The 24306-nt window shown below is 64.2% G+C and carries 26 protein-coding genes; 9 read left to right on the plus strand and 17 right to left on the minus strand.

The window, feature by feature from the left end:
* The first annotated feature begins 292 nt into the window (after positions 1-292).
* From C1H84_RS11595 to C1H84_RS11610, 4 genes are all read left to right on the plus strand, one after another.
* A complete protein-coding gene (locus tag C1H84_RS11595; RefSeq protein ID WP_053798583.1) occupies positions 293-1723 on the plus strand; it encodes an MFS transporter in 1431 nt (476 codons plus the stop codon).
* Positions 1724-1866: 143 nt separating this feature from the next.
* Positions 1867-2829: a 1,4-dihydroxy-2-naphthoyl-CoA synthase gene (locus C1H84_RS11600; RefSeq protein WP_047120868.1), complete on the plus strand. Its 963-nt coding sequence runs from the start codon at positions 1867-1869 to the stop codon at positions 2827-2829.
* A 53-nt stretch (positions 2830-2882) separates the two neighbouring features.
* A complete protein-coding gene (locus C1H84_RS11605; RefSeq protein WP_053798584.1) occupies positions 2883-4010 on the plus strand; it encodes an AMP-binding protein in 1128 nt (375 codons plus the stop codon).
* A gap of 78 nt (positions 4011-4088) precedes the next feature.
* The gene (locus tag C1H84_RS11610; protein WP_053798585.1) at positions 4089-4976 is read left to right on the plus strand and encodes a 1,4-dihydroxy-2-naphthoate polyprenyltransferase; all 888 of its coding nucleotides are present in this window, start codon (positions 4089-4091) and stop codon (positions 4974-4976) included.
* Positions 4977-5065: 89 nt separating this feature from the next.
* Here the strand turns inward: C1H84_RS11610 and C1H84_RS11615 are convergent, their stop codons facing one another.
* On the minus strand, positions 5066-5356 hold the full coding sequence (locus C1H84_RS11615; protein WP_047119807.1) for a DUF4229 domain-containing protein: 291 nt from the start codon (positions 5354-5356) through the stop codon (positions 5066-5068).
* 78 nt (positions 5357-5434) lie between these two features.
* On the opposite strand from C1H84_RS11615, the gene C1H84_RS11620 reads away from it, so the two are divergent.
* Positions 5435-5860, plus strand: coding sequence for a PLD nuclease N-terminal domain-containing protein (locus tag C1H84_RS11620; protein ID WP_052772455.1), 426 nt, complete (start codon positions 5435-5437; stop codon positions 5858-5860).
* Positions 5861-6222: 362 nt separating this feature from the next.
* Here C1H84_RS11620 and ccsB read toward each other — a convergent pair whose 3' ends face one another.
* From ccsB to C1H84_RS11645, 5 genes are read right to left on the minus strand one after another with little or no spacing between them, the layout of a single operon-like run.
* Positions 6223-7284 (minus strand): c-type cytochrome biogenesis protein CcsB, encoded by a 1062-nt coding sequence (gene ccsB, locus C1H84_RS11625; RefSeq protein WP_047119808.1) that lies wholly within the window; start codon positions 7282-7284, stop codon positions 6223-6225.
* On the minus strand, positions 7277-8905 hold the full coding sequence (gene resB, locus C1H84_RS11630) for a cytochrome c biogenesis protein ResB (RefSeq protein ID WP_047119809.1): 1629 nt from the start codon (positions 8903-8905) through the stop codon (positions 7277-7279). Before resB ends, ccsB begins: the two co-directional genes overlap by 8 nt.
* A complete protein-coding gene (locus tag C1H84_RS11635) occupies positions 8905-9660 on the minus strand; it encodes a cytochrome c biogenesis CcdA family protein (protein ID WP_047119810.1) in 756 nt (251 codons plus the stop codon). The genes resB and C1H84_RS11635 overlap by 1 nt, the downstream gene beginning before the upstream one ends.
* A gap of 8 nt (positions 9661-9668) precedes the next feature.
* The gene (locus tag C1H84_RS11640) at positions 9669-10292 is read right to left on the minus strand and encodes a TlpA family protein disulfide reductase (protein ID WP_181728119.1); all 624 of its coding nucleotides are present in this window, start codon (positions 10290-10292) and stop codon (positions 9669-9671) included.
* A 6-nt stretch (positions 10293-10298) separates the two neighbouring features.
* Positions 10299-10961, minus strand: a complete 663-nt coding sequence (locus C1H84_RS11645; RefSeq protein WP_113607471.1) for a histidine phosphatase family protein — start codon at positions 10959-10961, stop codon at positions 10299-10301.
* Positions 10962-11178: 217 nt separating this feature from the next.
* On the opposite strand from C1H84_RS11645, the gene C1H84_RS11650 reads away from it, so the two are divergent.
* Positions 11179-11952 carry a proline-rich domain-containing protein gene (locus C1H84_RS11650; RefSeq protein WP_113607472.1) on the plus strand — a complete coding sequence of 258 codons (774 nt, stop codon included), beginning with the start codon at positions 11179-11181 and terminating at the stop codon, positions 11950-11952.
* 78 nt (positions 11953-12030) lie between these two features.
* Here C1H84_RS11650 and C1H84_RS11655 read toward each other — a convergent pair whose 3' ends face one another.
* Positions 12031-12666 carry a redox-sensing transcriptional repressor Rex gene (locus C1H84_RS11655; protein ID WP_113607473.1) on the minus strand — a complete coding sequence of 212 codons (636 nt, stop codon included), beginning with the start codon at positions 12664-12666 and terminating at the stop codon, positions 12031-12033.
* A 60-nt stretch (positions 12667-12726) separates the two neighbouring features.
* Entirely contained in the window at positions 12727-12963 is a 237-nt protein-coding gene (locus tag C1H84_RS11660) for a glutaredoxin family protein (protein WP_113607474.1), read from the minus strand.
* A 71-nt stretch (positions 12964-13034) separates the two neighbouring features.
* Between C1H84_RS11660 and C1H84_RS11665 the strand changes: the two genes are divergently transcribed.
* Positions 13035-13841 (plus strand): HAD family hydrolase, encoded by an 807-nt coding sequence (locus C1H84_RS11665; RefSeq protein ID WP_113607475.1) that lies wholly within the window; start codon positions 13035-13037, stop codon positions 13839-13841.
* A gap of 104 nt (positions 13842-13945) precedes the next feature.
* On the opposite strand, the gene C1H84_RS11670 is transcribed toward C1H84_RS11665, so the two are convergent.
* The 5 genes from C1H84_RS11670 to C1H84_RS11690 form a co-directional block, all read right to left on the minus strand.
* Entirely contained in the window at positions 13946-14044 is a 99-nt protein-coding gene (locus C1H84_RS11670) for a 30S ribosomal protein bS22 (protein WP_005504750.1), read from the minus strand.
* 139 nt (positions 14045-14183) lie between these two features.
* Positions 14184-14408, minus strand: coding sequence for a helix-turn-helix domain-containing protein (locus C1H84_RS11675; protein WP_047119816.1), 225 nt, complete (start codon positions 14406-14408; stop codon positions 14184-14186).
* Between the two features lie 265 nt (positions 14409-14673).
* Positions 14674-16017, minus strand: coding sequence for an NADP-specific glutamate dehydrogenase (gene gdhA, locus C1H84_RS11680; protein ID WP_047119817.1), 1344 nt, complete (start codon positions 16015-16017; stop codon positions 14674-14676).
* Between the two features lie 194 nt (positions 16018-16211).
* Positions 16212-16586, minus strand: coding sequence for an ArsR/SmtB family transcription factor (locus C1H84_RS11685; protein WP_231735915.1), 375 nt, complete (start codon positions 16584-16586; stop codon positions 16212-16214).
* 180 nt (positions 16587-16766) lie between these two features.
* Positions 16767-17936 (minus strand): acetoin utilization protein AcuC, encoded by a 1170-nt coding sequence (locus C1H84_RS11690; protein ID WP_113607476.1) that lies wholly within the window; start codon positions 17934-17936, stop codon positions 16767-16769.
* A gap of 202 nt (positions 17937-18138) precedes the next feature.
* Between C1H84_RS11690 and C1H84_RS11695 the strand changes: the two genes are divergently transcribed.
* Both C1H84_RS11695 and C1H84_RS11700 read left to right on the plus strand, forming a co-directional pair.
* Positions 18139-19572: a TrkH family potassium uptake protein gene (locus C1H84_RS11695; protein ID WP_047119820.1), complete on the plus strand. Its 1434-nt coding sequence runs from the start codon at positions 18139-18141 to the stop codon at positions 19570-19572.
* A complete protein-coding gene (locus tag C1H84_RS11700) occupies positions 19565-20236 on the plus strand; it encodes a potassium channel family protein (RefSeq protein WP_047119821.1) in 672 nt (223 codons plus the stop codon). Before C1H84_RS11695 ends, C1H84_RS11700 begins: the two co-directional genes overlap by 8 nt.
* A 12-nt stretch (positions 20237-20248) precedes the next feature.
* Here the strand turns inward: C1H84_RS11700 and C1H84_RS11705 are convergent, their stop codons facing one another.
* The 4 genes from C1H84_RS11705 to C1H84_RS11720 all read right to left on the minus strand — a co-directional run bounded on the left by C1H84_RS11705 (position 20249) and on the right by C1H84_RS11720 (position 24285).
* Positions 20249-21424: an FAD-dependent oxidoreductase gene (locus tag C1H84_RS11705; protein ID WP_047119822.1), complete on the minus strand. Its 1176-nt coding sequence runs from the start codon at positions 21422-21424 to the stop codon at positions 20249-20251.
* A gap of 120 nt (positions 21425-21544) precedes the next feature.
* On the minus strand, positions 21545-22387 hold the full coding sequence (gene proC / locus C1H84_RS11710; RefSeq protein WP_047119823.1) for a pyrroline-5-carboxylate reductase: 843 nt from the start codon (positions 22385-22387) through the stop codon (positions 21545-21547).
* A gap of 4 nt (positions 22388-22391) precedes the next feature.
* Positions 22392-23213: a sugar phosphate isomerase/epimerase family protein gene (locus C1H84_RS11715; protein ID WP_181728120.1), complete on the minus strand. Its 822-nt coding sequence runs from the start codon at positions 23211-23213 to the stop codon at positions 22392-22394.
* 55 nt (positions 23214-23268) lie between these two features.
* Positions 23269-24285 carry a Ppx/GppA family phosphatase gene (locus C1H84_RS11720; protein WP_047119825.1) on the minus strand — a complete coding sequence of 339 codons (1017 nt, stop codon included), beginning with the start codon at positions 24283-24285 and terminating at the stop codon, positions 23269-23271.
* Between the last annotated feature and the right edge of the window lie 21 nt (positions 24286-24306).

Here is a 24306-nt window from a genome sequence, read left to right on the forward strand (position 1 = left end):
TACCGACCATTCGTTCAATAATACAAGCTCGGCTCGACACAAACTCTACGTGAAACCCCCGGCTGTTTAGGAGCTCCGTCTGTTGATCACGTGATACCCGATCGAATATGTCCGTGGGGAGTTCCAATGAATTCCATATCAAACGTTGAATTTCGGTTGATGACGGCGTAGCCTCGGTCACTTGACCGACTCCGGGCCTGCCCGGATCGTGGACCGTAACCGGGACGGCAAAGTTTTCCATTGCCAGCCCGGGCATCCGGTCGACGGAAAGCTGAGACGCATCGGAGCAGTTGTGCAACCGGAAAACAGCCAACCACAAGACAATTCGAATACCGCCTCCTTCTCCCCGGACCTGACCCAGGACATCGGCCCGGACATGTCCACCGTGGAAGGCCGGCAGGAAGTCCGCAAGGCCACCGCCGCCTCGGCCATGGGCAACATGACCGAATGGTTCGACTACGGCGTCTACGCGGTCGCCGTCACTTATATCACCGCCCATTTCTTCCCCACCGAGGGCGGCACCGTGATGGCGCTGGCCACCTTCGCCCTGTCCTTCCTGGTTCGCCCCTTGGGCGGATTCGTCTGGGGCCCGCTGGGCGACAAGCTCGGACGCAAGAAGATCCTGGCCCTGACGATCCTCATGATGTCCGGCGCGACATTCCTGATCGGCGTGCTGCCGACCTATCAAATGGTCGGCGTGCTGGCCCCGGTGCTGCTGGTGCTGCTGCGCATGATCCAGGGCTTCTCCACCGGCGGCGAATACGGCGGCGCGGCGACCTTCATGGCCGAATACGCCCCTGACCGCAAACGCGGATTCTTCGGCTCCTTCCTTGAATTCGGCACCCTGGGCGGTTTCGCGCTGGGTACCGCGGTCATGCTGTTCCTGCAGCTGGGCCTTGGCGAGGAAGCCATGATGGCCTACGGCTGGCGCATCCCGTTCTTCCTGGCGCTTCCCATGGGCCTGATCGGCCTGTACCTGCGAAGCAAGCTGGAGGACACCCCGGTCTTCCAGGAGCTGGAGGAATCCGGCGAAAACCAGCAGGGCGGCTCGCTGAAGGAACTGCTCACCACCTACTGGCGCCCCATCCTGACCATGGGCGGACTGGTCATCGCGCTGAACGTCGTGAACTACACGTTGCTCAGCTACATGCCGACCTACCTGGAAACCCAGCTGGGCCTGGATTCCACCGCTTCGCTGGCGACCATCCTGATCGGCGAGGTGGCCATGATGGCGGTCATCCCCTTCGCCGGATCGCTCTCTGACAAGATCGGGCGAAAACCCATGTGGTACACCTCGGTGATCGGATTGTTCGTCCTGGCGCTGCCGATGTTCTGGCTCATGGGCCAGTCCTTCGCCTGGGCCATCGTGGGCTTCGCGGTGCTGGGCCTGCTCTACATCCCGCAGCTGGCCACCATCACCGCGACGTTCCCGGCGATGTTCCCCTCGCATGTGCGCTTCGCCGGCTTCGCCATCACCTACAACGTGGCCACCGCGATCTTCGGCGGCACCGCGGCCATGGTCAACGAGGCGGCCATCAACTCCACCGGCTTCCTGCTGTTCCCCGCCGTGTACATGATGGCCTCCTGCGTGATCGGCGTGATCGCCGTCAAGTTCATGCCGGAGACCGCCGGCGCCTCGCTGCGTGGCACCGAGATCCCTGATGCCCACGACACCGGCATCCTGGCCACGGTCCCTCCGGCGGGCGACAGCCCGCGTTCCTAGCGCCTGAGCCAATGTCCCGGCCACGGCGGCGGTGCTTCCCATTGGGGAAGCGCCGCCGCCGTTGTTTGCGCCGAACGGGCAACAAAGCCGGCCCGGCGGCCGAAGTGCTGAAGAACGCGCGGCAAACGGCTAGCATTTACAGGGTGAGTAGCCAGAATAATTCCGCATTGCCCCGCAAGGTTTCCGATATCTTCGACCCGACCCGGTGGCGGGTCATCGAGGGATTCGACTTCACCGACATCACCTACCACCGCCAGGTCGAGCGCGACGCCTCCGGTGCGATCCTGCGCGACCTGCCCACCGTGCGCATCGCCTTCGACCGGCCCGAGGTGCGCAACGCGTTCCGCCCGCATACCGTGGACGAGCTCTACCGCGCCATGGACCACGCGCGCATGACCGGTGACGTGGCCACCGTGCTGCTCACCGGCAACGGCCCCTCCCCCAAGGACGGCGGCCACGCCTTCTGCTCGGGCGGCGACCAGCGCATCCGCGGGCGCGACGGCTACCGCTACGCCGAGGGCGAGACCCGCGAGACCATCGACCCGGCCCGCGCCGGCCGCCTGCACATCCTGGAGGTGCAGCGCCTGATGCGCACCATGCCAAAGGTCGTGGTGTGCGTGGTCAACGGCTGGGCCGCCGGCGGAGGGCACTCGCTGCACGTGGTCTCCGATCTGACCATCGCCTCCAAGCAGCACGGCAAGTTCAAGCAGACCGACGCGACCGTGGGCTCCTTCGACGCCGGCTACGGCTCGGCGCTGCTGGCCCGCCAGGTCGGGCAGAAGACCGCCCGCGAAATCTTCTTCCTGGCCCGCGAATACTCGGCCGACGACATGGTGCGCATGGGCGCTGTCAACGAGTCGGTGGAGCATGAGCGCCTCGAGGAAGTGGCCCTGGAATACGCGGCGGACATCGCCGCCCAGTCCCCGCAGGCCATCCGCATGCTCAAGTTCGCCTTCAACCTGGCCGACGACGGCCTGGCCGGCCAGCAGGTCTTCGCCGGCGAGGCCACCCGCATGGCCTACATGACCGACGAAGCGGTGGAGGGGCGCGACGCGTTCCTGGGCAAGCGCGACCCTGACTGGTCCAACTACCCGTACTACTTCTAGCAGCGCACCGCACCACCACCGATCCACCCATCGACCCGAGCTAGGAGACGGCTTTGGACGCACCCCATCTGGCACTGTTGGAGGCGCTGGCCGCCGCCGTGAACGAGGACGGCCCGGCCGTGGAGGTCGTGGCGGATCCCGGCGCCCCGGAGGGCTGGGTCCTGAACCGGCTGGATCGCTCCGAGCTCGCGGGCTTCGAGGAGCCGATGGTGGTGGTGCGCACCTCCGGGTCCACCGGGCGCGCCAAGCGCACGGTGCTCAGCGTCTCGGCGATGGCCTCCAGCGCGCAGGCCACCGCCGAGTTCCTGGGCTTCGAGGGCCAATGGCTGCTGGCCCTGCCGGTGCACTACGTCGCCGGGCTCAGCGTGCTCACCCGCTCGCTGTTCGCCGGCACCAAGCCGGTTCTCATGAAGCAGAACGGCAGCTTCTCCGCCGAGGAGTTCACCGCGGCGGCCGAGCAGATGGTGGACACCCGCCGGCTGACCTCGCTGGTCCCCACCCAGCTGGCCCGGCTGCTGGACCACCCCAGCGAGCGGACCGCCGCCGCGCTCAAGCGCTTCGACGCGATCCTGCTGGGCGGGGCGCGCGCCAGCAAGGACCTGCTGGCCAGCGCCCGGCACCACGGGCTGAAGATCTTCCAGACCTACGGCTCGGCGGAGACCTCCGGCGGCCTAGTCTACAACGGCACCGCCCTGCCCGGGGTGAAGCTGCGCGAGCAGGACGGGCGCATCCTGGTTTCCGGCCCCATGCTGGCCGACGGCTACGCCAACGACCCGCAGGCCACCGCCGAGCACTTCGTGGAGCACGACGGGCAGCGCTGGTACCTGACCGACGACCTGGGCAGCGTGGACGGCTCCCGGCTGCGCATCGCCGGACGCATCGACGACGTGATCAACACCGGAGGCGTGAAACTCTCCGCGGCGAAGATCGAGGGACTGCTGGAGGAGTTCTTCACCCAGGCGCTCGTGGTAGCAGTTCCGGACGCGCAGTGGGGTCAGGCCGTGGGGCTTGCCTACTCCGGGCCCACCCGGACCGAGGACGCCTTCGAAGCGGTGCGCCGCACCCTGGGCAAGGAAGCGGTGCCGAAATACGTGCTGCACTACCCGCAGGGGCTGCCGTTGCTGGCCAACGGCAAGTTCGACCGCCGGCTGGTCGTGACCCGGCTGGCCGAGGCCCGCTAGCCGCCCGATTCGCCTTGCCCGCCGATTCGCGGGAAACTAGAGGGTACGGATTTTTGTGTTCGCCCGAAAGGACTGAAAGTGGCCACACTTTCCCAATGGGTTGCCGGCGCGCGCCTGCGCACCCTTCCCATCGTCATTGCCCCGGTCGTCATCGGAACCGCCGCAGCAGTGGGCGAAACCGGTCTCTTCCACTGGTTCCGCTTCCTTTTGGCGCTGTGCGTCGGGCTGCTGCTGCAGATCGGCGTGAACTATTCCAACGACTACTCGGACGGCATCCGCGGCACGGACGACGAGCGCGTCGGGCCGCTGCGCCTGACCGGCTCGAAGCTGACCGATCCGAAGAACGTGCGCAACGCCGCGTTCGCCTGCTTCGGCCTGGCCGCCGTGCTGGGCCTGGTCCTGGTGATCCTCTCCCAAGCCTGGCCGCTGCTGCTGATCGGCGTGGCGGCGATCTTCGCTGCCTGGGGCTACACCGGCGGCAAGAACCCCTACGGCTACCGCGGCTGGGGCGATGTCTACGTGTTCATCTTCTTCGGCCTGGTGGCCACCTTGGGCACCACCTTCACCCAGAGCGGAACGTTGACCCTGACGGCGCTGCTCGGCGCGGTGGGCACCGGCCTGATCGGCTGCGCGCTGCTGATGGCCAACAACGTGCGCGACATCCCCACGGACACCGAGGTCGGCAAGATCACCCTCGCCGTGCGCCTGGGCGAGCACAACGCCCGGCTGAGCTACGTGCTGATGCTCGCCGTGGCGATCCTGCTGCCGCTGCTGGTCACCGGAACCTTCCCGTGGATGTGGCTGATCCTGGTCACGTTCCTGCCGGCGGTGGCCCCGAGCCTGACCATGCTGCGCCAGGCCGAGCTGTCCAAGCTGGTCATCGTGCTCAAGCAGACCGGCATCGTGAACATGGTCTATGCGGTGCTCTTCGCCGGCGCCATCCTGGTCCCCATGTGGCTGCGCTGAGCCCGGCACACCACGCTTAAAACCCAACGCCCCATCCGCCAGCATGCTGGCGGATGGGGCGTTGGGTTTCCCGGCGGTCAGGTACCGGGTTACGCGCTGGGATCCTGCGGGCGGCGCTGGGATTCGTCGTAGGAATCCTCGGCGGCCTCGTCCGCCAGCTGCTTTTCGGACTTGCTGGCGGTCGTCTTGTTGAACGCCTTGCCCACGTCCTGGTTCGCACGCAGGCGCAGGTCGTTGAAGAACAGGTAGGACACCGCGAAGGCGATGGCCAGGCCCACGAGGCCCGCCACAAATATCGGCCATTTCAGGCCCCACCAGAGGCCAAGGAAAACGACCAGGAAAATTCCCAGTCGAAGCACGGTATATTTCAGAAGCTGCATAGCTTAAAGTCTACCGATGAACCTGTGAAGAGAGTTTGCCGATGAACCAGCGGGGAAAAAAGTCACTAGACTGGAGTCATGGTCCGCTTCATTATTTTCGCCGCATTGATTTCGGTAGCGCTGATGATCTACACGGTCATCGAATGCGCTCGGTCCGAGGCACATCAGGTGCGCTCGCTGCCCAAGCCTGCCTGGTTTGCAGTGATCGTCTTCCTTCCGCTGATCGGAGCCGCTTTGTGGTTCACCCTGGGCCGCCCGCTGAGTGCCGAGACGAGCACCGCCCAAACCTCGCGGGCCCCGGACGATGACGAGGACTTCCTGCGCCAGCTGGAGGTGTGGCGCCGCCAGCAGCAGCGTGATGCCGAGCTGACCGCACGTGAGGAAGAACTCAAGCGCCGCGAGGCAGATCAGCAGAAGAACCAGTCCACGGAGCGTCCTTCCAAGGAAACCAAGGACCACAAGAACAAGTCCGACGGAAACGGCACCGCCGCTCCCGAAAGCTAGCGGAAAACGCTGCACAACCTGCAGCCGACAGCCCTTCAACCCTCGCCAGATCACAGCTGGCGGGGGTCTTGTTTTGCCTTGGCCAGGGCGGGCCGGACAATGCGCTCCGCACCTCGTGCTCAAAGCTTCAATGGGCCACGGAGGGAAAGCCTTCGTTCCGGTTCGCGCCAGCGGGCATGCGGCAGTTGGATTGCTGGCGCTCCCGCGGATCCGCAGACAGCGTCCTGAAGCTTCCAGAGGCACTGTCCAACGCATGTCAGGCCCTGGGAAGCCGTGGAAGCCCCGTCAAGGCGCACAAAACAGGGATCCGGCGGCCCACCAGTTGGCGGGCCGCCGGATCCCTGTTGACGCCTTTGCGCTGTTTAGACGCCAGCGTAGGAGTGCAGGCCGTTGAAGAAGATGTTCACGATGGTGAAGTTGAAGACCACGCACAGGAAGCCGATGATCGACAGCCATGCAGAGCGCGGGCCGGTCCAGCCGCCGGTGGCGCGGGCGTGCAGGTAGCCTGCGTAGACAACCCAGATCACGAACGACCAGACTTCTTTCGGGTCCCAGCCCCAGTAGCGGCCCCAGGCGGCTTCAGCCCAGATCGCGCCGGCGATCACGGTGAAGGTCCACATGGCGAAGCCGATGGTGTTCAGGCGGTAGGCGAAGTTCTCCAGCGCGCCGGCGCCCGGCACCACGCGCATGAACGGCATCTTGTCCGGCTGGCCGTCGGCAATGCGCTTCATGCGGGAGTGCTGCATCAGCTGCAGGACGTTCATGGCGAAGCTGATGGCGAACAGGGCCGAGGCGAAGACCGCGATGGACACGTGGATGACGATCCACGGCGACTGCAGGGCAGGCACCAAGTGGCCGACCGGGGTCGGGAAGCCGATGGTGGCGCCGCAGAGCATCAGGGTCACCAAACCTGAGATGAACGCACCCATGAAACGCAGGTCCTTGAAGAACAGCGCGACGAGGTACACCACGGAAACCACCAGCGCGCCGGTGGACATGAACTCGTACATGTTGCCCCACGGCACGCGGTTCGCGGCGAACGCGCGGGCGAAGACGGCGAAGCCGTGCAGCGCGACGGCCAGGCACATCAGGACCACGGCGATGCGTGCCATCTTGCGGTTCGACGAGAGCTTGGTGTACTCCATCTTGTCGGTCACGATGTGCTCTCCGACGTTGTCCGCGCGGACCTCCTGGCCACGGCGGCCGCGGGCCGGACGGGTCACCGCGCCGGCGGAGACCAGGAGCTTCTCGTCTTCCTTCAGCGCCGCGGCGTCCATCTCGCTGATGGACTTGTTGGTCTTGGCCAGGTCCAGCGCGAAGAAGATGAAGACGACCATGTAGACCATGGCTGCCAGCAGCATGAACAGCTGGCTGTAAACGCCCAGCGTTTCATTGATTGGCTCAAGTGCAGCGTTGCTACCCATTTACGGCTCCTAGGTCCTGTTCCTGGCTTGCCAGCGGCCAAGCCTTGTCAAAGATTTTCTGCAATTCATCGGATTCACGTTCAAGCCTCGGATCCTCGCCACGGGCCAAGAGCGCGTATTCGATACTACGCCTGCCGTCCTCGTTGCGGAGCTTCACCCAGACGCGGCGGCGCGGAGTGAACATCGAGATGATCAAGCCCAGCAGCGCCAAGCCGGAGAAGATCGCGATCGGCATCTTGCCCGGATCGTAGTTCACGTCCAGGGCAATATAGCGCTTGAGGTCGTCGAAGGTGATGCTGCCCATGTTGTTGGGCAGCTCGTAGGTGTCTCCCGCACCGAGCACGATGCCGCCGGCATCGAGATTTCGGTTGTTCAGCTCCGTCATCTTTTCGGTGTCCAGCACGTACACGTTCTGCGGCTCGCCCGAGTCAAGTCCCAGGTCGCCGTAGTAGGAGTTCAGCTGGAGCTGCGGGTTGATGGCGTTCGGGTCTCCGGAGAATGCCACGTTGTCCTCGCCGACCAGGGCGGTCGGCAGCAGGAAGCCCTGGAAGCCCAGCTGCTCGGGCTTGGCGTCGGGGACCTTGATGACCATCAGCGAGGTGTATACGGAGTCCTGAGGGACGGCTACCAGCGGGCCCGAGTAGGACACGTTGCCGTCGCCGTCGCGCACGGTGACCACCGGCGCATAGCCGTTGCCCACGAGATAGACGTCCGCGCCGTCGATGCGCAGCGGGTGGTTGACCTTCAGCTCCTGCTTGACCGGTTCGGCGTCGGGATTCTCGCGGACTTGGACATGCGCGGTGAAGTCCAGCGGCTGGCCGAAGTAGTCCTTCGAATCGCGGTCGAAGATGATGTCGAACTTGTCCAGCTTCACCGAGTAGCCTTGGAGGTCGTCGGCGGAGAAATTGCTGCCGGGGCTGAAGGAGTCGTAGGAGACCAGCGAGTTCACGAAGGTCTCGCCTTCGACAACCACGCGCTGGCCTCCGTAGCCGTAGGCCTGGCCGAGGCCGGCGGACGCGAGGATGCCCAGCAGCGAGATGTGGAAGAGCAGGTTGCCGATCTCACGGGTGTAGCCGCGTTCGGCGGCGACCGAGCGGCCGGTCGCGTCTTCACGGCGTTCCACGCGGTAGCCGCGCTTCTTCAGGATCTTGTAGGCGTCGTCGATCAGCTCGTCGTCGGTAGGCGTATCCGGCTGGCCCTCCATGACGTCCATGGAATGGTACTGCGGCAGCCGCTGCAGCCGGGCAGGGGTGCGCGGAGGCGGGGTGCGCAGGGCCTTGGCATGCTTCTTGATGCGCGGGGTGATGCAGCCGACCAGCGAGATGAACAGCAAGATGTAGATGGCGGAGAACCAGGCCGAGGAGTACACCTCGAACATCTGGAAGCGGTCAAGCCACGGGCCGGCCACCGGGTGCTGGTCCAGGTACTGTGCGACGAGTTCGGGGTTGACCGAACGCTGGGGGAAAATCGATCCCGGCACGGCGGCGACCGCCAGCATCAGCAACAGGAACAGCGCCGTCGGCATCGACGTCAGCTGCGTCCAAATCCACCGCAGGGATCCGACAAGGCCAAGGGCCGGGGCGTCGCCCCGGTTCTTCGCCTTCTGCTTGTTCTTCGCCATTAGATTGGCAACCTCACTTCATTGGCAAACCAGTTTTGCAGTTCAGTTACCCAGGTGCCCCACAGGCCGGTAACCATGACAAGACCCAATAGAATCAGGAGTCCACCGCCCAGCCGCATGATCAGCAGCTGGTGGCGGCGGAAGAAGTTCAACGCCTGCATGCCGCGCTGCAGACCCAGCGCGATCAGGATGAACGGCAGCCCCAGGCCCAGGCAGTAGAACGCGGTCAGCAGCGTTCCGCGCCCGACGTTCGCATCCACGCCGGTGGACATGATCAGCACGGCGCTCAAGGTCGGGCCGATGCACGGAGCCCAGCCCAACCCGAAGGTCAGGCCCAGCACCGGTGCGCCCCACAGGCCTGCCGGCGGCTTCCGATGGATCTTGCGGTCGCGTTGCATGAAGGAGAATCCGCCCATGAACACGACGCCCATGAACATCACCACCAGACCCAGGACCTGGGTGACCCAGCCGCCGTTGAAGCGAAGCCATGCGGTCGCTTGGCTGAACAGCACTCCCACGGCAATGAACACCACCGAGAAGCCCAAGACGAACAGCAGCACGCCTGCCAGCACACGTCCGCGGCGGTGGTCCTTTAGATCGGCGCCGGTCAGTCCGGTGACATAGCCCAGGTACCCGGGCACCAGCGGAAGCACGCAGGGCGAAAGGAAGGAGACCAGTCCGGCCAGCAGCGCTACCGGCGCAGCCAGCAGCAGCGAACCGTCCAGAACGATGTCCGCGAATGGATTAGAGGTCAATGCTCAGCTCACAACTCTTCGGTCAGAGCGGTGCCGATCAGCGATTTCAGGGTGCTCGGCTCGACGGCCCCGATGACGCGGGCACGGACCCGGCCCTTGCGGTCCAGGATCAGCGTGGACGGGACGGCCTGCAATGGGACGTATTTGGTCATGGCCAGCTGGATGTCGCCGCTGGTGTCCTGGACTGATTCGTACGGGATCTCGAAGGTGCGTTCGAAAGCCTTGGCAGCTTCCGCTTCGTCTCGGACGTTGACGCCGAGGAAATTGACCTTGCCCTTGAATTCCTCGGCCAGTTCCTTTAGGTGAGGTGCTTCGATACGGCATGGTGCGCACGCGGCGTACCAGAAGTTCAAGACCACCGGCTGGCCCTGCCAGTCAGCGGTAGCCACCGCAGTTCCCTGATAGGTCTTGGCTTCGATTTTGACTGGATCCGTGCGCAGGTCAGGGGTGTATTCCTGCACTGCCCCGTCGCCTGCGATGTAGTTCTTGCCGTCGCCGCTGTTGGCCTGAGCGGTGAGATTATCCTCCTTGGCCGAACACGCCGCCAACGGCACCACAGCCGCCGCCACCATCAACGTACGCAACATGGTGCGCCGAGACAGCGGACGAGAATTCTGCACGGGATCAATCATTTTGCTTCAGGCTCCAGGGATGTTTGCCGCGCCCGCAAGAAGCTCGGGGCTCGGTTCGGTGTAACGCACGGAGAGAATGTCATCTCCATCGAATTCAAAGCTGGTAATTGAGGTCAACGTGCACTCGCGCTTGCGCGGATCGTGCCACAGCGGCTTGCCTTCGGCGGCGCGCCGGGTGACCCAGATGGGAAGCTGGTGGCTGACAATCACGATTTCGACACCGTCGCCGTGCTCTTCGAGCGCGGCCTTGCGGTGGAATTCCATGGCCTCGCGCATGCGGGCGACCTGCTCAACGTAGGGTTCGCCCCAGGACGGCTTGAGGGGGTTGACCAGCAGCGGCCAGTAGCGAGGGCTCTTCAGATGCTGCGCGACCTTGGACAGTCCCTGCAGTTGGTTGTCTGCCTCGATGACCCGGTCATCGGTGAGAATCGGCAGCTCCAGCGCCTGCGCCGTGGGGGCTGCGGTCTGCTGGGCCCGGACTAGTGGCGAGGCGACGATCCGGACGATGTTTCCACCGGAGGCCTGGTGCTTGGCGAAGTAGTCGCCGGCCCCATCGGCCATCTTGAATCCCAGCTCTGACAGGCCGAAACCGGGGATTCGTCCATAAAGAACGCGATCCGGGTTGAAAACTTCCCCGTGGCGCAGCAAATGAACAGTCGAGATTGGCATGTTTCCAGTGTCTCAAAGAATCAACCTAAAAGATGAATAATGTGCTCACCGTCAACGATTCACAGGGCTTGCATGGGAATCGCAAATGGAAAACCATCCTTTCGGATGGGGTGTATCACAAAGCTCGGCGACTAGTCTTGGGAGTACGAGAATGCACACGGAATCAGGCATGTGGAACCTTCGTGATTTCCTGCCGGTTCAACCTTTGAGGACACAGATGAGCAACTACGATCCGAACCAGCCGGGCCAGCCCTACGACCCCAATTCCGGGTCCAACGCTTCGAACCCGAATCCCTATGGACAAAACCCCGACGGCCAGAACCAGCCAGGCGGGAATCCCTATGGCCAGAACCCGTACGGGCAGCCGCAATCCCCTGCGCCGTCGTTCGACCCCTACGGCCAGCAACAGGGAGGCTACACGCCGGTCCAGCCTCCGGCGCAGCGTCCCAAGACCCTGCAGTGGGCCTTCTTGCTGATCCTGCTCTCGGGAATCGTCAATGCCATTGCCACCTGGTTCATGTTCAATTCGAACATGTTCGCCAACATGATCACCTCGCAGTGGTCGCTGTTACAGGAGCAGATGCAGAACGACCTGCAGGCGAATCCGCAGTTGGCCGATGACCCGTTCCTCGAGCAGATGCTCAGCAGCCCCGAAGCATTCATGGCCGAGTTCAACTCCGTGATGTCCGGCTTCATGATCACCTCCGCTGTCATCAGCATTGCCCTGTACTTCCTGGTGGGCTTCTTCGTGGGCCGCGGCGTGAGCGCCATGCGCATCATCGCCACCGTGCTGGCAGTGCTTTCGCTGCTGGGACTGTCGATGTCCATTGCCACGGTGTCCATGTTCGGTGATGCCCAGGCAGGCATGCTGAACGCGCTGATCGTGCTGGCAGTCGGTCTCGGCGTAGCCGGCGTGGTCTTCTCCTGGTTGCGTCCATCCTCGGAATACATCGTTGCCCGACGCATGTCGCGTCGGGCCGGCTACCGCTAAAAGCGGCAGCGCAGACAACGCAGAGGCGGCCTGAACCCGGAAGGGTTCAGGCCGCCTCTGCGTTTGCTCAAAAAATTGTTATGGCTGAACGGCCAGATACGCCAAGATCTGAAGCTCGGTGGACAGGTCCACCCGGCGCAAGTTCATGCCGCGCGGAACAACCAGTGGTTTGGGCGCAAAGGACAGCACGGAATTCACGCCCAGCTCCCCCAGCTCATAGATCAGGTCCTGGGCTGCATCGCCGGGGACCGCCAGCACCGCGATATTGATCTCTTCGCGGCGCACCACCTCGGCCAGGTCGCTGCGCGACTCGACATGCAGGTTCCCGACGTCCGTGCCCACCAGGTCGGGCGAGACGTCGAGGATAGCCCTGACCTTGAAGCCGCGGGTGGTGAAGCCTGCATAGCCGCTGAGCGCTCGGCCCAGGTTGCCGGCGCCGAGGATCAGCACGCGCCAGTCCCGGTTCAGACCCAGCGTGTTGTTGATGTGCTCCGAGAGCTCACGTACGACATAGCCCACGCCGCGGGTGCCGTAGGAACCCAACCACGACAGGTCCTTGCGCAGGATCGCTGGATTCACGCCGGCTTCCTTGGCCAGCACCCCGGAGCTGGTGCGTTCCATTCCCCGTGATTCAAGGGCATTCAGCGCCCGCAGGTACTGGGTCAGGCGTGCAACCGTGGCTTCAGGAAGCACCTTTGCTTCAAGCTCGGACATGCCGTGTCCCCCCATCGGTTTGATTCCCCAAGGCACGCTGGTAGCGCGCGGTCGTGTTCATTAGCTGCTGAGCAGACGTTCAAGCCGGACCGGGTCGATGGTCCAGAAATCCCTGACCTGCCCATCGATCATCAGCACCGGGACTTCTTCATGATGTCGCTCGAGCAGCTTCGGGTCGCCGTCGATGTCCAGCTCGGTGAACTGCATCCCCAGTCGGTTGGTGACCTCGCTGACGGTCGCCCGTGCGGCCTCGCAAAGGTGGCATCCTTGGCGTACCAGCAACTGAATTTCATGCATTGTCTTCACTCCTTCATATTCTCATGAGCCCCGACGGGTCTTAAACTTCGCAATGAAATAAACTGGAGCAAATGCCTTCCATCGATTCAGCCCCCGCGCCCGAGCCCGAGCAGCGTCCCGAAATCGTCGCCGCATTTTTCGACGTCGACAACACCCTGGTTCGCGGCGCCTCGCTCTATCTCTTGGCCCGCAAATTGCATGAACACCGGTTCTTCCGCATGCGCGAGATCCTGTGGTTCGCGCTCAAGCAGCTGCGCTTCGCGGCCCGCGGCGAGCACCTGGGTGATATCCACCAGATCCGCGACCGCGCCCTGCTCATGGCGAAGGGCATCAAGGTTTCCGAAATCGAGGAGATCGGCAACGAGATCTTCGACGAGTACATCGAGCCCAAGCTGTGGCGCGGAACCGTGGCCATCGCCCACCAGCATCTGACGGTGGGCCGCGAAGTCTGGCTCGTCACGGCCACTCCCCTTGAAGTGGCCAACGTCATCTCCGACCGGTTGAAGCTGTCCGGCGCGCTGGGCACCGTGGTGGAGAGCGTGGACGGGGTCTATACCGGAGCGCTGGCAAGCCCCATTCTCCACGCCGCGGAGAAGGCGCAGGCAGTCCGCGCCCTGGCCAAGGAACGCGGGATCAAGCTGTCCAAGTCCTGGGCCTACTCGGACTCCTACAACGACGTCCCGCTGCTCGAAGCGGTGGGGCATCCGGTCTGCATCAATCCAGATGCCCGGCTGCGCGCCTATGCCAAGCGCCGCGGCTGGCAGGTCTACGACTTCCGCACAGGACAGCGCGCCGCCAAGTTCAGCCTGAAAGCCGCTGGCGTCATCGGATTCATCTGGGCCGCCAAGCGGTCTCTCAAGGACCGCAGCGGCCGCTAGCAGGGCCCCTGCGGCTTTCTGCGGGTAAAGCAATCGCCACCGTCCAGGACAGAATCCTGATGCGGTGGCGATGAATGCCAAGCGGCAAGCTGCTCGAAGTAAATTTACTTCTTATTGCGACGCTGGTGGCGGGTCTTACGAAGCAATTTGCGGTGCTTCTTCTTCGACATACGCTTGCGGCGCTTCTTGATAACAGAGCCCATATTGGTTCCTCACAAACTAATTAAAATGCGCCAACCTCGATGCTCCCCCTGCGCCGAAGCACACGGCAAGGTTGACCGGACGTTAAACGTTCCTTAATAGATTACCCGCTTTTCGGCCATGCTCTGACCACCGCTTGGCTTATCGACCGAGGGAACCCGTGCCGCGTTGCGGATCGATTGCCGCAGACTGCAGATAGGTTTCTACGGCGTTTTCCGGAACGCGATAGGAGCGACCAAACTGAACCGCAGGCAGATCGCCCGCATGGATCAGACGATAAACCGTCATTTTGGAAACGCGCATCATGTCGGCCACCTCGGCCACCGTCATGAAACGGGCTCCTGCAAAATTCTGTTTATCCTGCATGCGGGATATTCTCCTGACGCTGATCTCTTTGTTCGTCGCGTGACTAGCACACGTGAACTTACACGACTTTGGATCAACACCGGCGATCGGATTCACGTTTGCTTTGTACCAGTCTAGTCGCACTTTCATAACTTTCGCATCACGAAACACACACGTGTCACGGACAATCCGACTTTTTACCGGGCAACGACAGCAGCCCAGTGTATCTGAAGTGTTTTCCACTTCACATACTCTGGGCTACAGGTACTCCGGCTGCTACTAGGCGCTAGATAAGGCCCTGGGCCAGCATTGCGTCAGCGACCTTGACGAAGCCCGCAATGTTGGCGCCGGCCACGTAGTTGCCCGGCATGCCGTACTCGTCCGCAGTGGCTGCGCAACGGTCGTGGATGCCAACCATGATTTCGCTCAGGCGGCGTTCGGTGTGGTTGAAGGACCACGAGTCGCGGCTGGCGTTCTGCTGCATTTCCAACGCAGAGGTGGCCACGCCGCCGGCGTTGGCGGCCTTGCCGGGGCCGAAGAGCACCCCAGCGTCCTGGAAGACCGAGGTCGCTTCCGCGGTGGTCGGCATGTTGGCGCCTTCGGCGACGGCGATGGTGCCTGCGGCAACCATCTTCTTGGCCGAGGCCGCGCCCAATTCGTTCTGGGTGGCGCATGGCAGGGCCACGGTACCCGGCACGTCCCAGACGTTGCCGCTTTCGACGTACTTGACCTTCTTGCTGCCGCGGCGTTCGGCGTACTCGGAGATGCGGCCGCGCTCGACTTCCTTGATCTGGCGCAGCAGGTCCAGGTCGATGCCGCCCTCGTCCACGATGAATCCGCCCGAGTCGGAGGCGGTAACGACATTGGCGCCCAGGGACTGAGCCTTTTCGATGGCGTGCAGGGCCACGTTGCCGGAGCCGGAGACGATGACGCGCTGGCCGTCGAAGGACAGGCCGCGGGTCTTGAGCATTTCCTCGGTGAAGATGACGGCGCCGTAGCCGGTAGCCTCCGGACGGACCAGCGAGCCGCCCCAGGACAGGCCCTTGCCGGTGAGGACGCCGGACTCGTAGCGGTTGGTGATGCGCTTGTACTGGCCGAACAGGTAGCCGATTTCGCGGCCACCGACGCCGATGTCGCCTGCAGGCACGTCGGTGTATTCGCCGATGTGGCGGTACAGCTCGGTCATGAAGGACTGGCAGAAGCGCATGACTTCGCCGTCGGACTTGCCGCGCGGGTCGAAGTCAGAGCCGCCCTTGCCGCCGCCGATTGGCATGCCGGTCAGGGAGTTCTTGAAGATCTGCTCGAAACCAAGGAACTTGACGATGCCCAGATAGACGGATGGGTGGAAGCGCAGGCCGCCCTTGTAAGGGCCCAGCGCAGAGTTGAATTCAACGCGGAAGCCGCGGTTGATCTGGACCTTGCCGTCGTCGTCGACCCAGGGAACGCGGAAAATGATCTGGCGTTCAGGTTCACACAGACGCTGCAGAATGGCGGCTTCGGCGTATTCAGGGTGCTTCAGCGATACCGCTTCAAGGCTTTCAAAAACCTCGGTGACTGCCTGGTGGAACTCTGCTTCGCCGGGATTGCGGCGGAAGACTTCGTCGCGAATCGTCGCTAAGTGCTTATCCAAGTTTCTCTCCTCATCACTTGGGGCAGGCACGGGCCGTGACGGGGCCACAAAATACCCGGCGTCACTGCCCCAGACACGAGAATGCCATGCAAGGCGATCTGAACGAAAATTTCACGTTACAAAACAGGAATGTCCGCGTAACGTAAATTTTTGGCCATTTTGTCGACCCAGCGCGCGATCCACTGGTCAAATGTCTACCGGCGGCGCCCGAAACGCGGTAGCTTGTCGAAAAATTCCTGGGCTCGGCCCGTGACTTGTTCAAGCCCGCGGCCTACACTTCGACCCAAATGCTGCGCAGCGGGCGCGGTGCCGGCGAGGTCGTCCTGGACCTCGTTGCGCGCCACCTCTTCCAGCTGCGCCGGGGAATCCGGAACCGGCAGGATATCGGCGCACCAGCCAAGCAGCACCTCGACCGCTTCGGTATCGATGCTGTAGATGCGCCGCTGCCCGGCCGCCGTCATGCTGACCAGGTTGGCCTCGCGCAGCACCTTCAGGTGCTTGGAAACCGTCGGCTGGGAAATTTCCAGCTCGGTTACCAGCGAACCCACTGCCTTGGGTTCGGATTTCAATGCTTCAATGATCCTGCGCCGCGTCGGCTCAGCCAACGCAGAAAAAACTTCGTCTATAGCCACAGACATAACCCTAGCGGCATATGACCGATCTGCAACGTAGGCATATGTCTGCGAATGGCAACAGCCTTGCAGGATTTGCCGCGTCCCGCCCCGCAGCGCTGGATGAAACGCCGGCCGCTAATCGAACCAGGGGTCCAGCCCGAACAGCGGGAACACTTCCTTGCGGGTGGCGATGATGGAGCGATCCACCGGGTCAGCCGGGTCGTAGCCCACTTCCCAGTTGCGCCACCACAGCTGGGCGTCGTCTCCCATGAGATAAGGCATCGCCCGGCCGTAGGTTTCCAGCACGTAGCGGCGGAATTTCTCCGGAACGTAGGTGCGCAGCGGAACCGGCTTGCCGGCTACGATTGCCGTCAGGTGCGTCCAGGTGCGCGGCACGACGGCGGTGACGTTGTAGCCGCCCCCACCGGTCGCCAACCAGCGGCCTTCGCACAGTTCGTCGGCAAGCTGGGAGATGTCCATGGCCACCTGGCGCTGGGCATCCACCGAAAGCTTCAGGTTGGTCATGTCGTCATCGCGGTGCGCGTCGCATCCGTGCTGGGAGACGATCACCTCCGGCTTGAAGGCGCGCACCAGCTGCGGAACGACCGCATGGAAGGCGCGCATCCACCCGGCATCCGAGGTCATGGCCGGCACCGCGATGTTCACGGCACTGCCCTCGGCCTTGGGCCCGCCGATCTCGTTGGCGAAGCCGGTGCCCGGGAACAGGCTCAGGCCCGATTCGTGGATGGAGATGGTCAACACGCGCTCGTCGTCCCAGAAGATCGATTCGGTGCCGTCGCCGTGATGCGCATCCACGTCGATGTACACCACGCGCTGCGCCCCGCGCTCGAGCATACGGTGGATGGCTGCGGCGGCATCGTTGTAGATGCAGAAGCCGCTGGCCTTGCTGCGCGCGGCGTGGTGCATGCCGCCGGCGAAGTTGACGGCGCGCACGGTGGTTTCGTCCATGATCGCGTCTGCCGCGATGACCGAGCCGCCCACGATGCGGGCCGCAGCCTCGTGCATCCCGGCGAATACCGGATCGTCCTCGGTGCCCAGCCCGAAATCCTCGGCGACAATGCTCGGATCAAGGCTGACCTTGCGTACCTGGTCGATAAATGACTGGTCATGCACCGTGGCGATCACGGAGTCTTCCGCCACCGCCGGGGGCTCGATGCTGATATTCGGCGCACCCAGGACATTGAGCTGTTCGCTGAGCCGATAGGTCAGTTCCAGTCGGGCCGGATGCATCGGGTGCCAGTCGCTAAATTTGTACTGCAGGTACTTCTCGTCCCACATCACCATCGTTGGTCGTGGGGCATGCTGGGGCTCTAACACAATTTCAGGCTACCTGATCGTGATGCAACTCATGCATTTGTGGCGTCCTGATTGCTCCGGAGCCTGAGGACATGGCCGTTGGACGGGCGAAGTCGCCGTCAACCGCGTAAATTACATGGAGTAGGGTTTCCAGACATTGATCTCCTAGGGAAAGACCGAGCCTATTCCAATGAGCAGCTTGAGCGGTCCGGGCGCCGGAAGGCAGCCCGGCGAATCGCGCGGCGAGGCGCGCCGCAGGTGGCTGGCGTTGCGCACGTTGATCGCCAACTTCACCATCCGCTCTCCCGCCCGTCTGGCCTTAAGCTCCTTCCTGATCGTCATCACCCTGTTCACCTCGCTGCTGGCCGCGCCGTTCGCTTCCGCGACCGGCAAGCCCACGCCACTGCACGATGCGCTGTTCACCGCCGTGTCCTCGGTCTGCGTGACCGGGCTGACCACGGTCTCGACCGCAGAGCACTGGTCCTTCGCTGGACAGCTGGTGATGATCGTGGGCACCTTCGTCGGTGGCTTGGGCATCCTGACTCTCGCCTCGATCATGTCCCTGGCGGTCTCCCGCAAGCTCGGCGTGCGTGCGAAGCTAATGGCGCAGAACTCCATGAACACCTCTGGAGCTTCCGCGCTGGGCGAGGTCGGCTCGCTGCTGCGCATCGTGATCCTGACGGCCATCAGCCTGCAGGCGCTGATCGCGCTGCTGCTGATCCCGCGCTTCTACATCCTCGGCGAGAGCCTGCTCTCCTCCATCTGGCACGGCGTGTTCTATGCGGTCTCCGCGTTCAACAACGCAGGCTTCACGCCCCACTCCGACGGGCTGGTGCCCTACGAGACCGACCTGTGGATCCTCGGGCCGCTGATGGCCGGCGTGTTCGTCGGTTCGCTGGGCTTCCCGGTGATCATGGTGCTGCTGGCCAACCGCTTCAATACCAAGAAGTGGAACCTGCACACCAAGCTGACGCTACTGGTGACCACCATCCTGCTGGTTTCCGGCGCGCTGCTGTGGCTGCTGGCCGAATGGAACAATCCCAAGACCATCGGCACGCTGAGCATGTCGGACAAGCTGATCCATGCCTTGTTCTCCTCCGTCATGATGCGTTCGGGCGGCATGAACCTGGTGGACCAGAACGACATCCACGAAGTCACCATGCTGATCACCGACGCGATGATGTTCGCCGGCGGCGGCTCGGCCTCCACGGCCGGCGGCATCAAGGTCACCACCATCGCCGTGATGTTCCTGGCTATCATGGCCGAGGTGCGCGGCGACAGCGAGACCCGCGCCTTCGGCCGCCGCATCCCGGAGGAAACCATGCGCGTGGCCATCTCGGTGGTCGCCCTGGGCGCCTCGCTGGTCGCGCTGGCCACGGGCCTGCTGGTGACCATCGATGAAGAGGTGGGCATTTCGCGGGCGCTGTTCGAGTCCATCTCCGCCTTCGCCACGGTGGGGTTGAGCACCGGCGTCTCCCAGGAGATGCCTCCGGCCGGCAAGTACGTGCTCAGCGCCCTCATGTTCGCAGGCCGCATCGGCAGCATCACCCTGGCCAGCGCCCTGACCATGAGACATCGCGATACGCTGTACAAGCTCCCGGAAGAAAGGCCGATCATTGGCTGACAAGAACATTGACCACAACGCCCCGGTACTGGTGATCGGGCTGGGCCGCTTCGGCGCGTCCGTCGCCGAAACCCTGGTCAAGCAGGGGCGCGAGGTCCTGGCCATTGAACGCAGCCCGGAACTGGTCCAGCAGTGGGCCAGCACGCTGACCCACGTGGTCGCCGCGGACGCGACCAACATCGACGCGCTGCGCCAGCTCGGCGCGCAGGAATTCTCCTCCGCGGTGGTCGGCGTGGGCACCTCCATCGAATCCTCCGTGCTGATCACGGTGAACCTGGTGGACCTGGGCATCGAGCACCTGTGGGTCAAGGCCATCACCCCGTCCCACGGCAAGATCCTCACCCGCATCGGCGCGAACCACGTGATCTACCCCGAGGCGGATGCCGGGGTGCGCGCCGCGCACCTGGTGGGCGGTCGCATGCTCGACTTCATCGAATTCGACGACGGCTTCGCGATCGTGAAGATGTACCCGCCGAAGGAGACCCAGGGCTTCACCCTCGGCGAGTCCCAGGTTCGCTCCAAATACGGCGTCACCATTGTCGGGGTGAAGTCCCCGGGCGAGGACTTCACCTACGCGGTGCCCGACACCATGGTCACCCGGCGCGACATGCTGATCGTCTCCGGGCACGTGGATTTGCTCGAACGCTTCGCGGCGCGTCCGTAGCCCTGCCGGCTCTCAGCGCACCGGTTGCGCGGGCTCCGGCGGTATCCACCCCATCGCAGCATCAGCGCCGCGGGTGAGCAGGGCCGGGGGCGTGAGTCTCATCAGGGCATTGCGCATCGGCTGGCGCCAGCCGCCGCCAAGGTGCGCGCCGAACCGGGCCGACAGCCCGGCGGCTCTGGATAGCGCGCTGCACCGCGGCCGGCGGGCTTGGTCGAAGCCTTCAAGCGCCGCGCTGAGCGAACCGCCGGCGGCTACTGGATGGCCCACGAGCAGCCCCACGCACAGGCCGTCCTCCAACGCCGTTGCCACACCCTGGCCCATGGTCGGCAGGAAGCCGTGCGCGGCGTCGCCGATCATGACCACCCGGCCCAGCGCATAGCGCGGCACCCCGCCCGGCAGATGGTAGACATCATGGCGCAAGAGCGCTCCCGGGTCCGTGGCGGCAAGAAGCCGTTGCACGGGGTCCGCCCAACCTGCGAAACGCTCGCGGGCGGCGGCGAGCTCGTCCTCGATCACGGTGAGCTCGGGCATCGAGACGTATCCGTACCAATAGGTCTGCTCGGCGTCTACCGGCATGAAACCGAACTCTGCTTCCGCACCCCAATACTGGCGCAGCGTGCGGCCGTTCGAAATACCGGGAATCACCGCCCGCCAGCTGGAGAATCCGCTGTAGGCCAAGGTGCTGGATGGAAAAAGCTTTTCACGGATCGTGCTGCGCATGCCGTCGGCTGCCACCACCAAGTCCGCCTCGTGCCCGGCCACCTGCGCCAGCGCCCCCTCGGGGTCGCCGGGCGACACCTGGGCCACTTGAACACCGGTCAGGATTGAAACACCCTGGGCCTCCGCCCGGTGGTGAAGTGCTTGGTGCAGGCGACGCCGGTGCACGCCGGTCACCGCTACCGCTTCACGAACCACCGGGTCCTCGGGAATCGCGAGGATAGGTGTGCCCTTGGCCGTCCAGGTACCTTCGGCAACGGTCGGGAAGCCGAGCGCCCGGGCCTGCTCTGGCTCGAAGCCCAGACCCAGGAAAGCGGCCACCGCATTGCGGGACATCGCCACGCCTGCGCCGACTTCGCCAAGCTCCCCGCGGCGTTCCAGGACCGTGACCTGCCATCCCTGTCCGGCCAAAGAAATCGCCGCCGCAAGTCCTGCAATTCCGCCGCCCACGACGACTGCGCTATGGGCCATGATGCCTCCTTGGCGTCTTCTTCCTTGACTGGAAGCTACTGCCTGCCAGACGCCTTCAGGAAGGACCTTCCAAGGCGATGGCCGCCTGCTTCCGCCGGGCGCAGGCAGGGTGCCAAGCGGCTAGCCCAGTTCCCGGCTCAGCTGCGCGGCGCGTTCGGAGGCCGCGCGGGCGCCGGCCTCGATGACGGCACGGATGCCTCCCTCGTCGAAGGCGGCGATGGCCCGCTCGGTGGTGCCGTTCGGGCTGGTGACTGCCTTGCGCAGTGCCGCCGGGTCGGCATCCGGATTGGACAGCATCTTGCCGGCGCCTGCCACGGTGGCCCGGGCGATGCTGGTGGACAGCTCGGCGTCCAGCCCCAGGGCGATGCCGGCCTTGGCCATGGCTTCGGCCAAGTAGAAGGCGTAGGCAGGGCCGGAGCCGGAAATCGCTGAGAGCGCGTTCTGCTGCTCCTCGTCGATCACGTGCACGTCCCCCGAGCCGGAGAGCAGGTCGGTCACGGACTGGACCTGCGCGTGGCTGACGGTGCTTGCCGGGGAGATTCCCACTACGCCGGCGCCCACCATCAGCGGGGTATTCGGCATGGAGCGGATGACCGGCTGGCCTGCGGGCAGCTTGTCCTGCATGGAGGCCAGGGTGATGGCTGCAGCGACCGAAACCACCACGGTGCCCGGCTTCAGGGCCGGGGCGATCTCCTCGCACAGGGCGGTGATGCCCACCGGCTTCACACCCAGGAAGACCACGTCGGCGTCCGCGGCGGCGCTCCGGTTCGCCTCCTCGTCCTGTGAATTGACCAGCACGGCAATGCCCAGTTCGCGCAGCTCGTCCACGCGGTTCTCGCTGCGCACGGTGGCCGTGACCAGTTTCGGGTCGTGGCCCGAGGCCAGGATGCCGCGCAGGATGGCGCCGTTCATGGAACCGGCGCCAAGGAAGGACAGTTTCAGATTGCTGGTTGCTTCGCTCATATGGCTATTTTGCCACTGGCTTGGGATCTTTGCTGACGTTGAAGTGATCCCGGGCGAATTGCAAGGTGTTGCCCAGCCATTCTTCCTTCTGGCCGGCGTTCTTGGCCTTGCGCGTGGAGACTTCCACGGCGATCACGCCTTCCCAGTCGCTCTCATGCAGGTACTGCAGGGATTCCGAGACCCGCTGGGTTCCCAGGCCGGGGACCAGATGCTCGTCCTTGCCGTTGTCCAGGCCGTCGCACAAGTGCACGTGGGCCAGCCGGGCGCCCAGGTCCTCCATGGCCTGGCGCGAGTCCATGTTGGCGATGGCCGCGTGGGAGAAGTCCCAGGTGACGTGTTGGTAGGGCTGCGGAACGGGGTTCCAGTGCGGCAGGTACATCTTGGCCTCGCGGCCGCGGGCCCGCCATGGGTACATGTTCTCGACCGCGATCTTCATGCCGGTGCTCTCGGTGATGCGGTGCACGCCTTCGGCGAATTCCTCCGCGTAGCTGCCCTGCCAGCGGAACGGCGGGTGCGCCACCACGACGCTGGCCCCCACGGCCTGCGCGAGGATGACCGAACGCTCGATCTTGGCCCAGGCCGATCCCCACACCTGCTGGGTCAGCAGCAGGGTCGGCGCGTGGATCGCCATGATGGGCAGCTGGTACTTGTCCATCAGCGCCCGCAGCGCGGTGGCCGACTGGCTGGCCGCGTTGCCGGTGATCAGCACCTCCAAGCCGTCATAACCGACGTCTTTCGCGATGGCAAAGGCATCGTGGACCGTCAGCGGATAGACCGAGGCACTTGAAAGCGTCACCGGGACCTTCGCTGGTGAATGTGCTTCCATGGTCATGCCCTCCTAACCGAACCGGCTGACGCCGGTCGCTTATATCCGAGGATACCTAGTGTTGCGTCGCCGCCGTCTGTGGGATGGCGGAACCCAAGGCAACTTCCCCTACCCCCACGCTACTACTGAGCGGTGTCGTAGAGTCGAACATCACGTGATCAAAACGCCGGAGCATCAAACCTTCGCGCAGGGCCCACGGGCAGATGCGCACGGTCTTGAGCTTCAACGCGCTCATGGCCTCGTGCGCCACGATCGCGCCGGCCAGCAGCTGCGGCGCGCGGATCTCGGACACACCAGGCAGCTCGGAACGTTCGGCCCAGCTCATGGCGGTCAGGCGATTGGTCCAGATCTTCAGCGCGTCGCGGTGCAGCACCCGCTTGACGTAGGGTCCCTCGGTGCTCGGCGCGGCACCGGTGATGCGGGCCAGCGACCGGAAGGTCTTGGAGGTGGCGGTGGCCAGGGTGGGCTTGCCGTACTGGCGCAGCTCGGTGGTCGGGTCGGTGAGCACGTCGCGCACGTAGTTGCGCAGCTCCCGGACTTCCTTAATGCCGGGCAGGTCGTTGGGCAGCCATTCGCGGGTCAGCCGTCCGGCGCCCAGCGGCACCGAGAAGGCCACCTGCGGGAACTCGTCGGTGCCCAGGGCCAGCTCCAGGGAGCCGCCGCCCATGTCCAGGTTGAGGATGGATTCCGAGGACCAGCCGAACCAGCGGCGCACCGCGTAGAACGTCATCCCGGCTTCTTCCTCGCCGGACAGTTCCATCAGGGTGACCCCGGTGTCGTTCTTGACCCGTTCCAGCACCGCGTGGCCGTTGGAGGACTCGCGGATGGCGGAGGTGCAGAAGGCCATGAAGTCTTCCACCTGGTGGCTGCGGGCGAACTCGGCGGCCTCCGAGATGAACGAGATCAGCTCGTTCTGCCCTTCTTCGGTGATCGCGCCGTATTCGTTGAGGTAGCGCACCAGCGACAGCGGACGCTTGTGCGAGGCATAGGGCACCGGACGGGCGCCGGGGTACGCATCGACCAGCAGCAGGTGCACGGTATTGGACCCGATATCCAGTACGCCTAGTCTCATGGTGCGCTCCTCAACAGGGTG

The organism is Glutamicibacter soli (assembly GCF_003309065.1).
GTDB classification, from domain to species: Bacteria; Actinomycetota; Actinomycetes; order Actinomycetales; family Micrococcaceae; genus Glutamicibacter; species Glutamicibacter soli.

What these genes read in the sequence shown, in the direction of transcription:
- C1H84_RS11615 (WP_047119807.1), bottom strand. Translation starts at nt 5,356, where the DNA reads ATGCAGCTTCTGAAATATACCGTGCTTCGACTGGGAATTTTCCTGGTC.
- C1H84_RS11620 (WP_052772455.1), top strand. Translation starts at nt 5,435, where the DNA reads ATGGTCCGCTTCATTATTTTCGCCGCATTGATTTCGGTAGCGCTGATG.
- ccsB (WP_047119808.1), bottom strand. Translation starts at nt 7,284, where the DNA reads ATGGGTAGCAACGCTGCACTTGAGCCAATCAATGAAACGCTGGGCGTT.
- resB (WP_047119809.1), bottom strand. Translation starts at nt 8,905, where the DNA reads ATGGCGAAGAACAAGCAGAAGGCGAAGAACCGGGGCGACGCCCCGGCC.
- C1H84_RS11640 (WP_181728119.1), bottom strand. Translation starts at nt 10,292, where the DNA reads ATGATTGATCCCGTGCAGAATTCTCGTCCGCTGTCTCGGCGCACCATG.
- C1H84_RS11645 (WP_113607471.1), bottom strand. Translation starts at nt 10,961, where the DNA reads ATGCCAATCTCGACTGTTCATTTGCTGCGCCACGGGGAAGTTTTCAAC.
- C1H84_RS11650 (WP_113607472.1), top strand. Translation starts at nt 11,179, where the DNA reads ATGAGCAACTACGATCCGAACCAGCCGGGCCAGCCCTACGACCCCAAT.
- C1H84_RS11655 (WP_113607473.1), bottom strand. Translation starts at nt 12,666, where the DNA reads ATGTCCGAGCTTGAAGCAAAGGTGCTTCCTGAAGCCACGGTTGCACGC.
- C1H84_RS11660 (WP_113607474.1), bottom strand. Translation starts at nt 12,963, where the DNA reads ATGCATGAAATTCAGTTGCTGGTACGCCAAGGATGCCACCTTTGCGAG.
- C1H84_RS11665 (WP_113607475.1), top strand. Translation starts at nt 13,035, where the DNA reads ATGCCTTCCATCGATTCAGCCCCCGCGCCCGAGCCCGAGCAGCGTCCC.
- C1H84_RS11670 (WP_005504750.1), bottom strand. Translation starts at nt 14,044, where the DNA reads ATGGGCTCTGTTATCAAGAAGCGCCGCAAGCGTATGTCGAAGAAGAAG.
- C1H84_RS11675 (WP_047119816.1), bottom strand. Translation starts at nt 14,408, where the DNA reads ATGCAGGATAAACAGAATTTTGCAGGAGCCCGTTTCATGACGGTGGCC.
- C1H84_RS11690 (WP_113607476.1), bottom strand. Translation starts at nt 17,936, where the DNA reads ATGGTGATGTGGGACGAGAAGTACCTGCAGTACAAATTTAGCGACTGG.
- C1H84_RS11695 (WP_047119820.1), top strand. Translation starts at nt 18,139, where the DNA reads ATGAGCAGCTTGAGCGGTCCGGGCGCCGGAAGGCAGCCCGGCGAATCG.
- C1H84_RS11705 (WP_047119822.1), bottom strand. Translation starts at nt 21,424, where the DNA reads ATGGCCCATAGCGCAGTCGTCGTGGGCGGCGGAATTGCAGGACTTGCG.
- proC (WP_047119823.1), bottom strand. Translation starts at nt 22,387, where the DNA reads ATGAGCGAAGCAACCAGCAATCTGAAACTGTCCTTCCTTGGCGCCGGT.
- C1H84_RS11715 (WP_181728120.1), bottom strand. Translation starts at nt 23,213, where the DNA reads ATGGAAGCACATTCACCAGCGAAGGTCCCGGTGACGCTTTCAAGTGCC.
- C1H84_RS11720 (WP_047119825.1), bottom strand. Translation starts at nt 24,285, where the DNA reads ATGAGACTAGGCGTACTGGATATCGGGTCCAATACCGTGCACCTGCTG.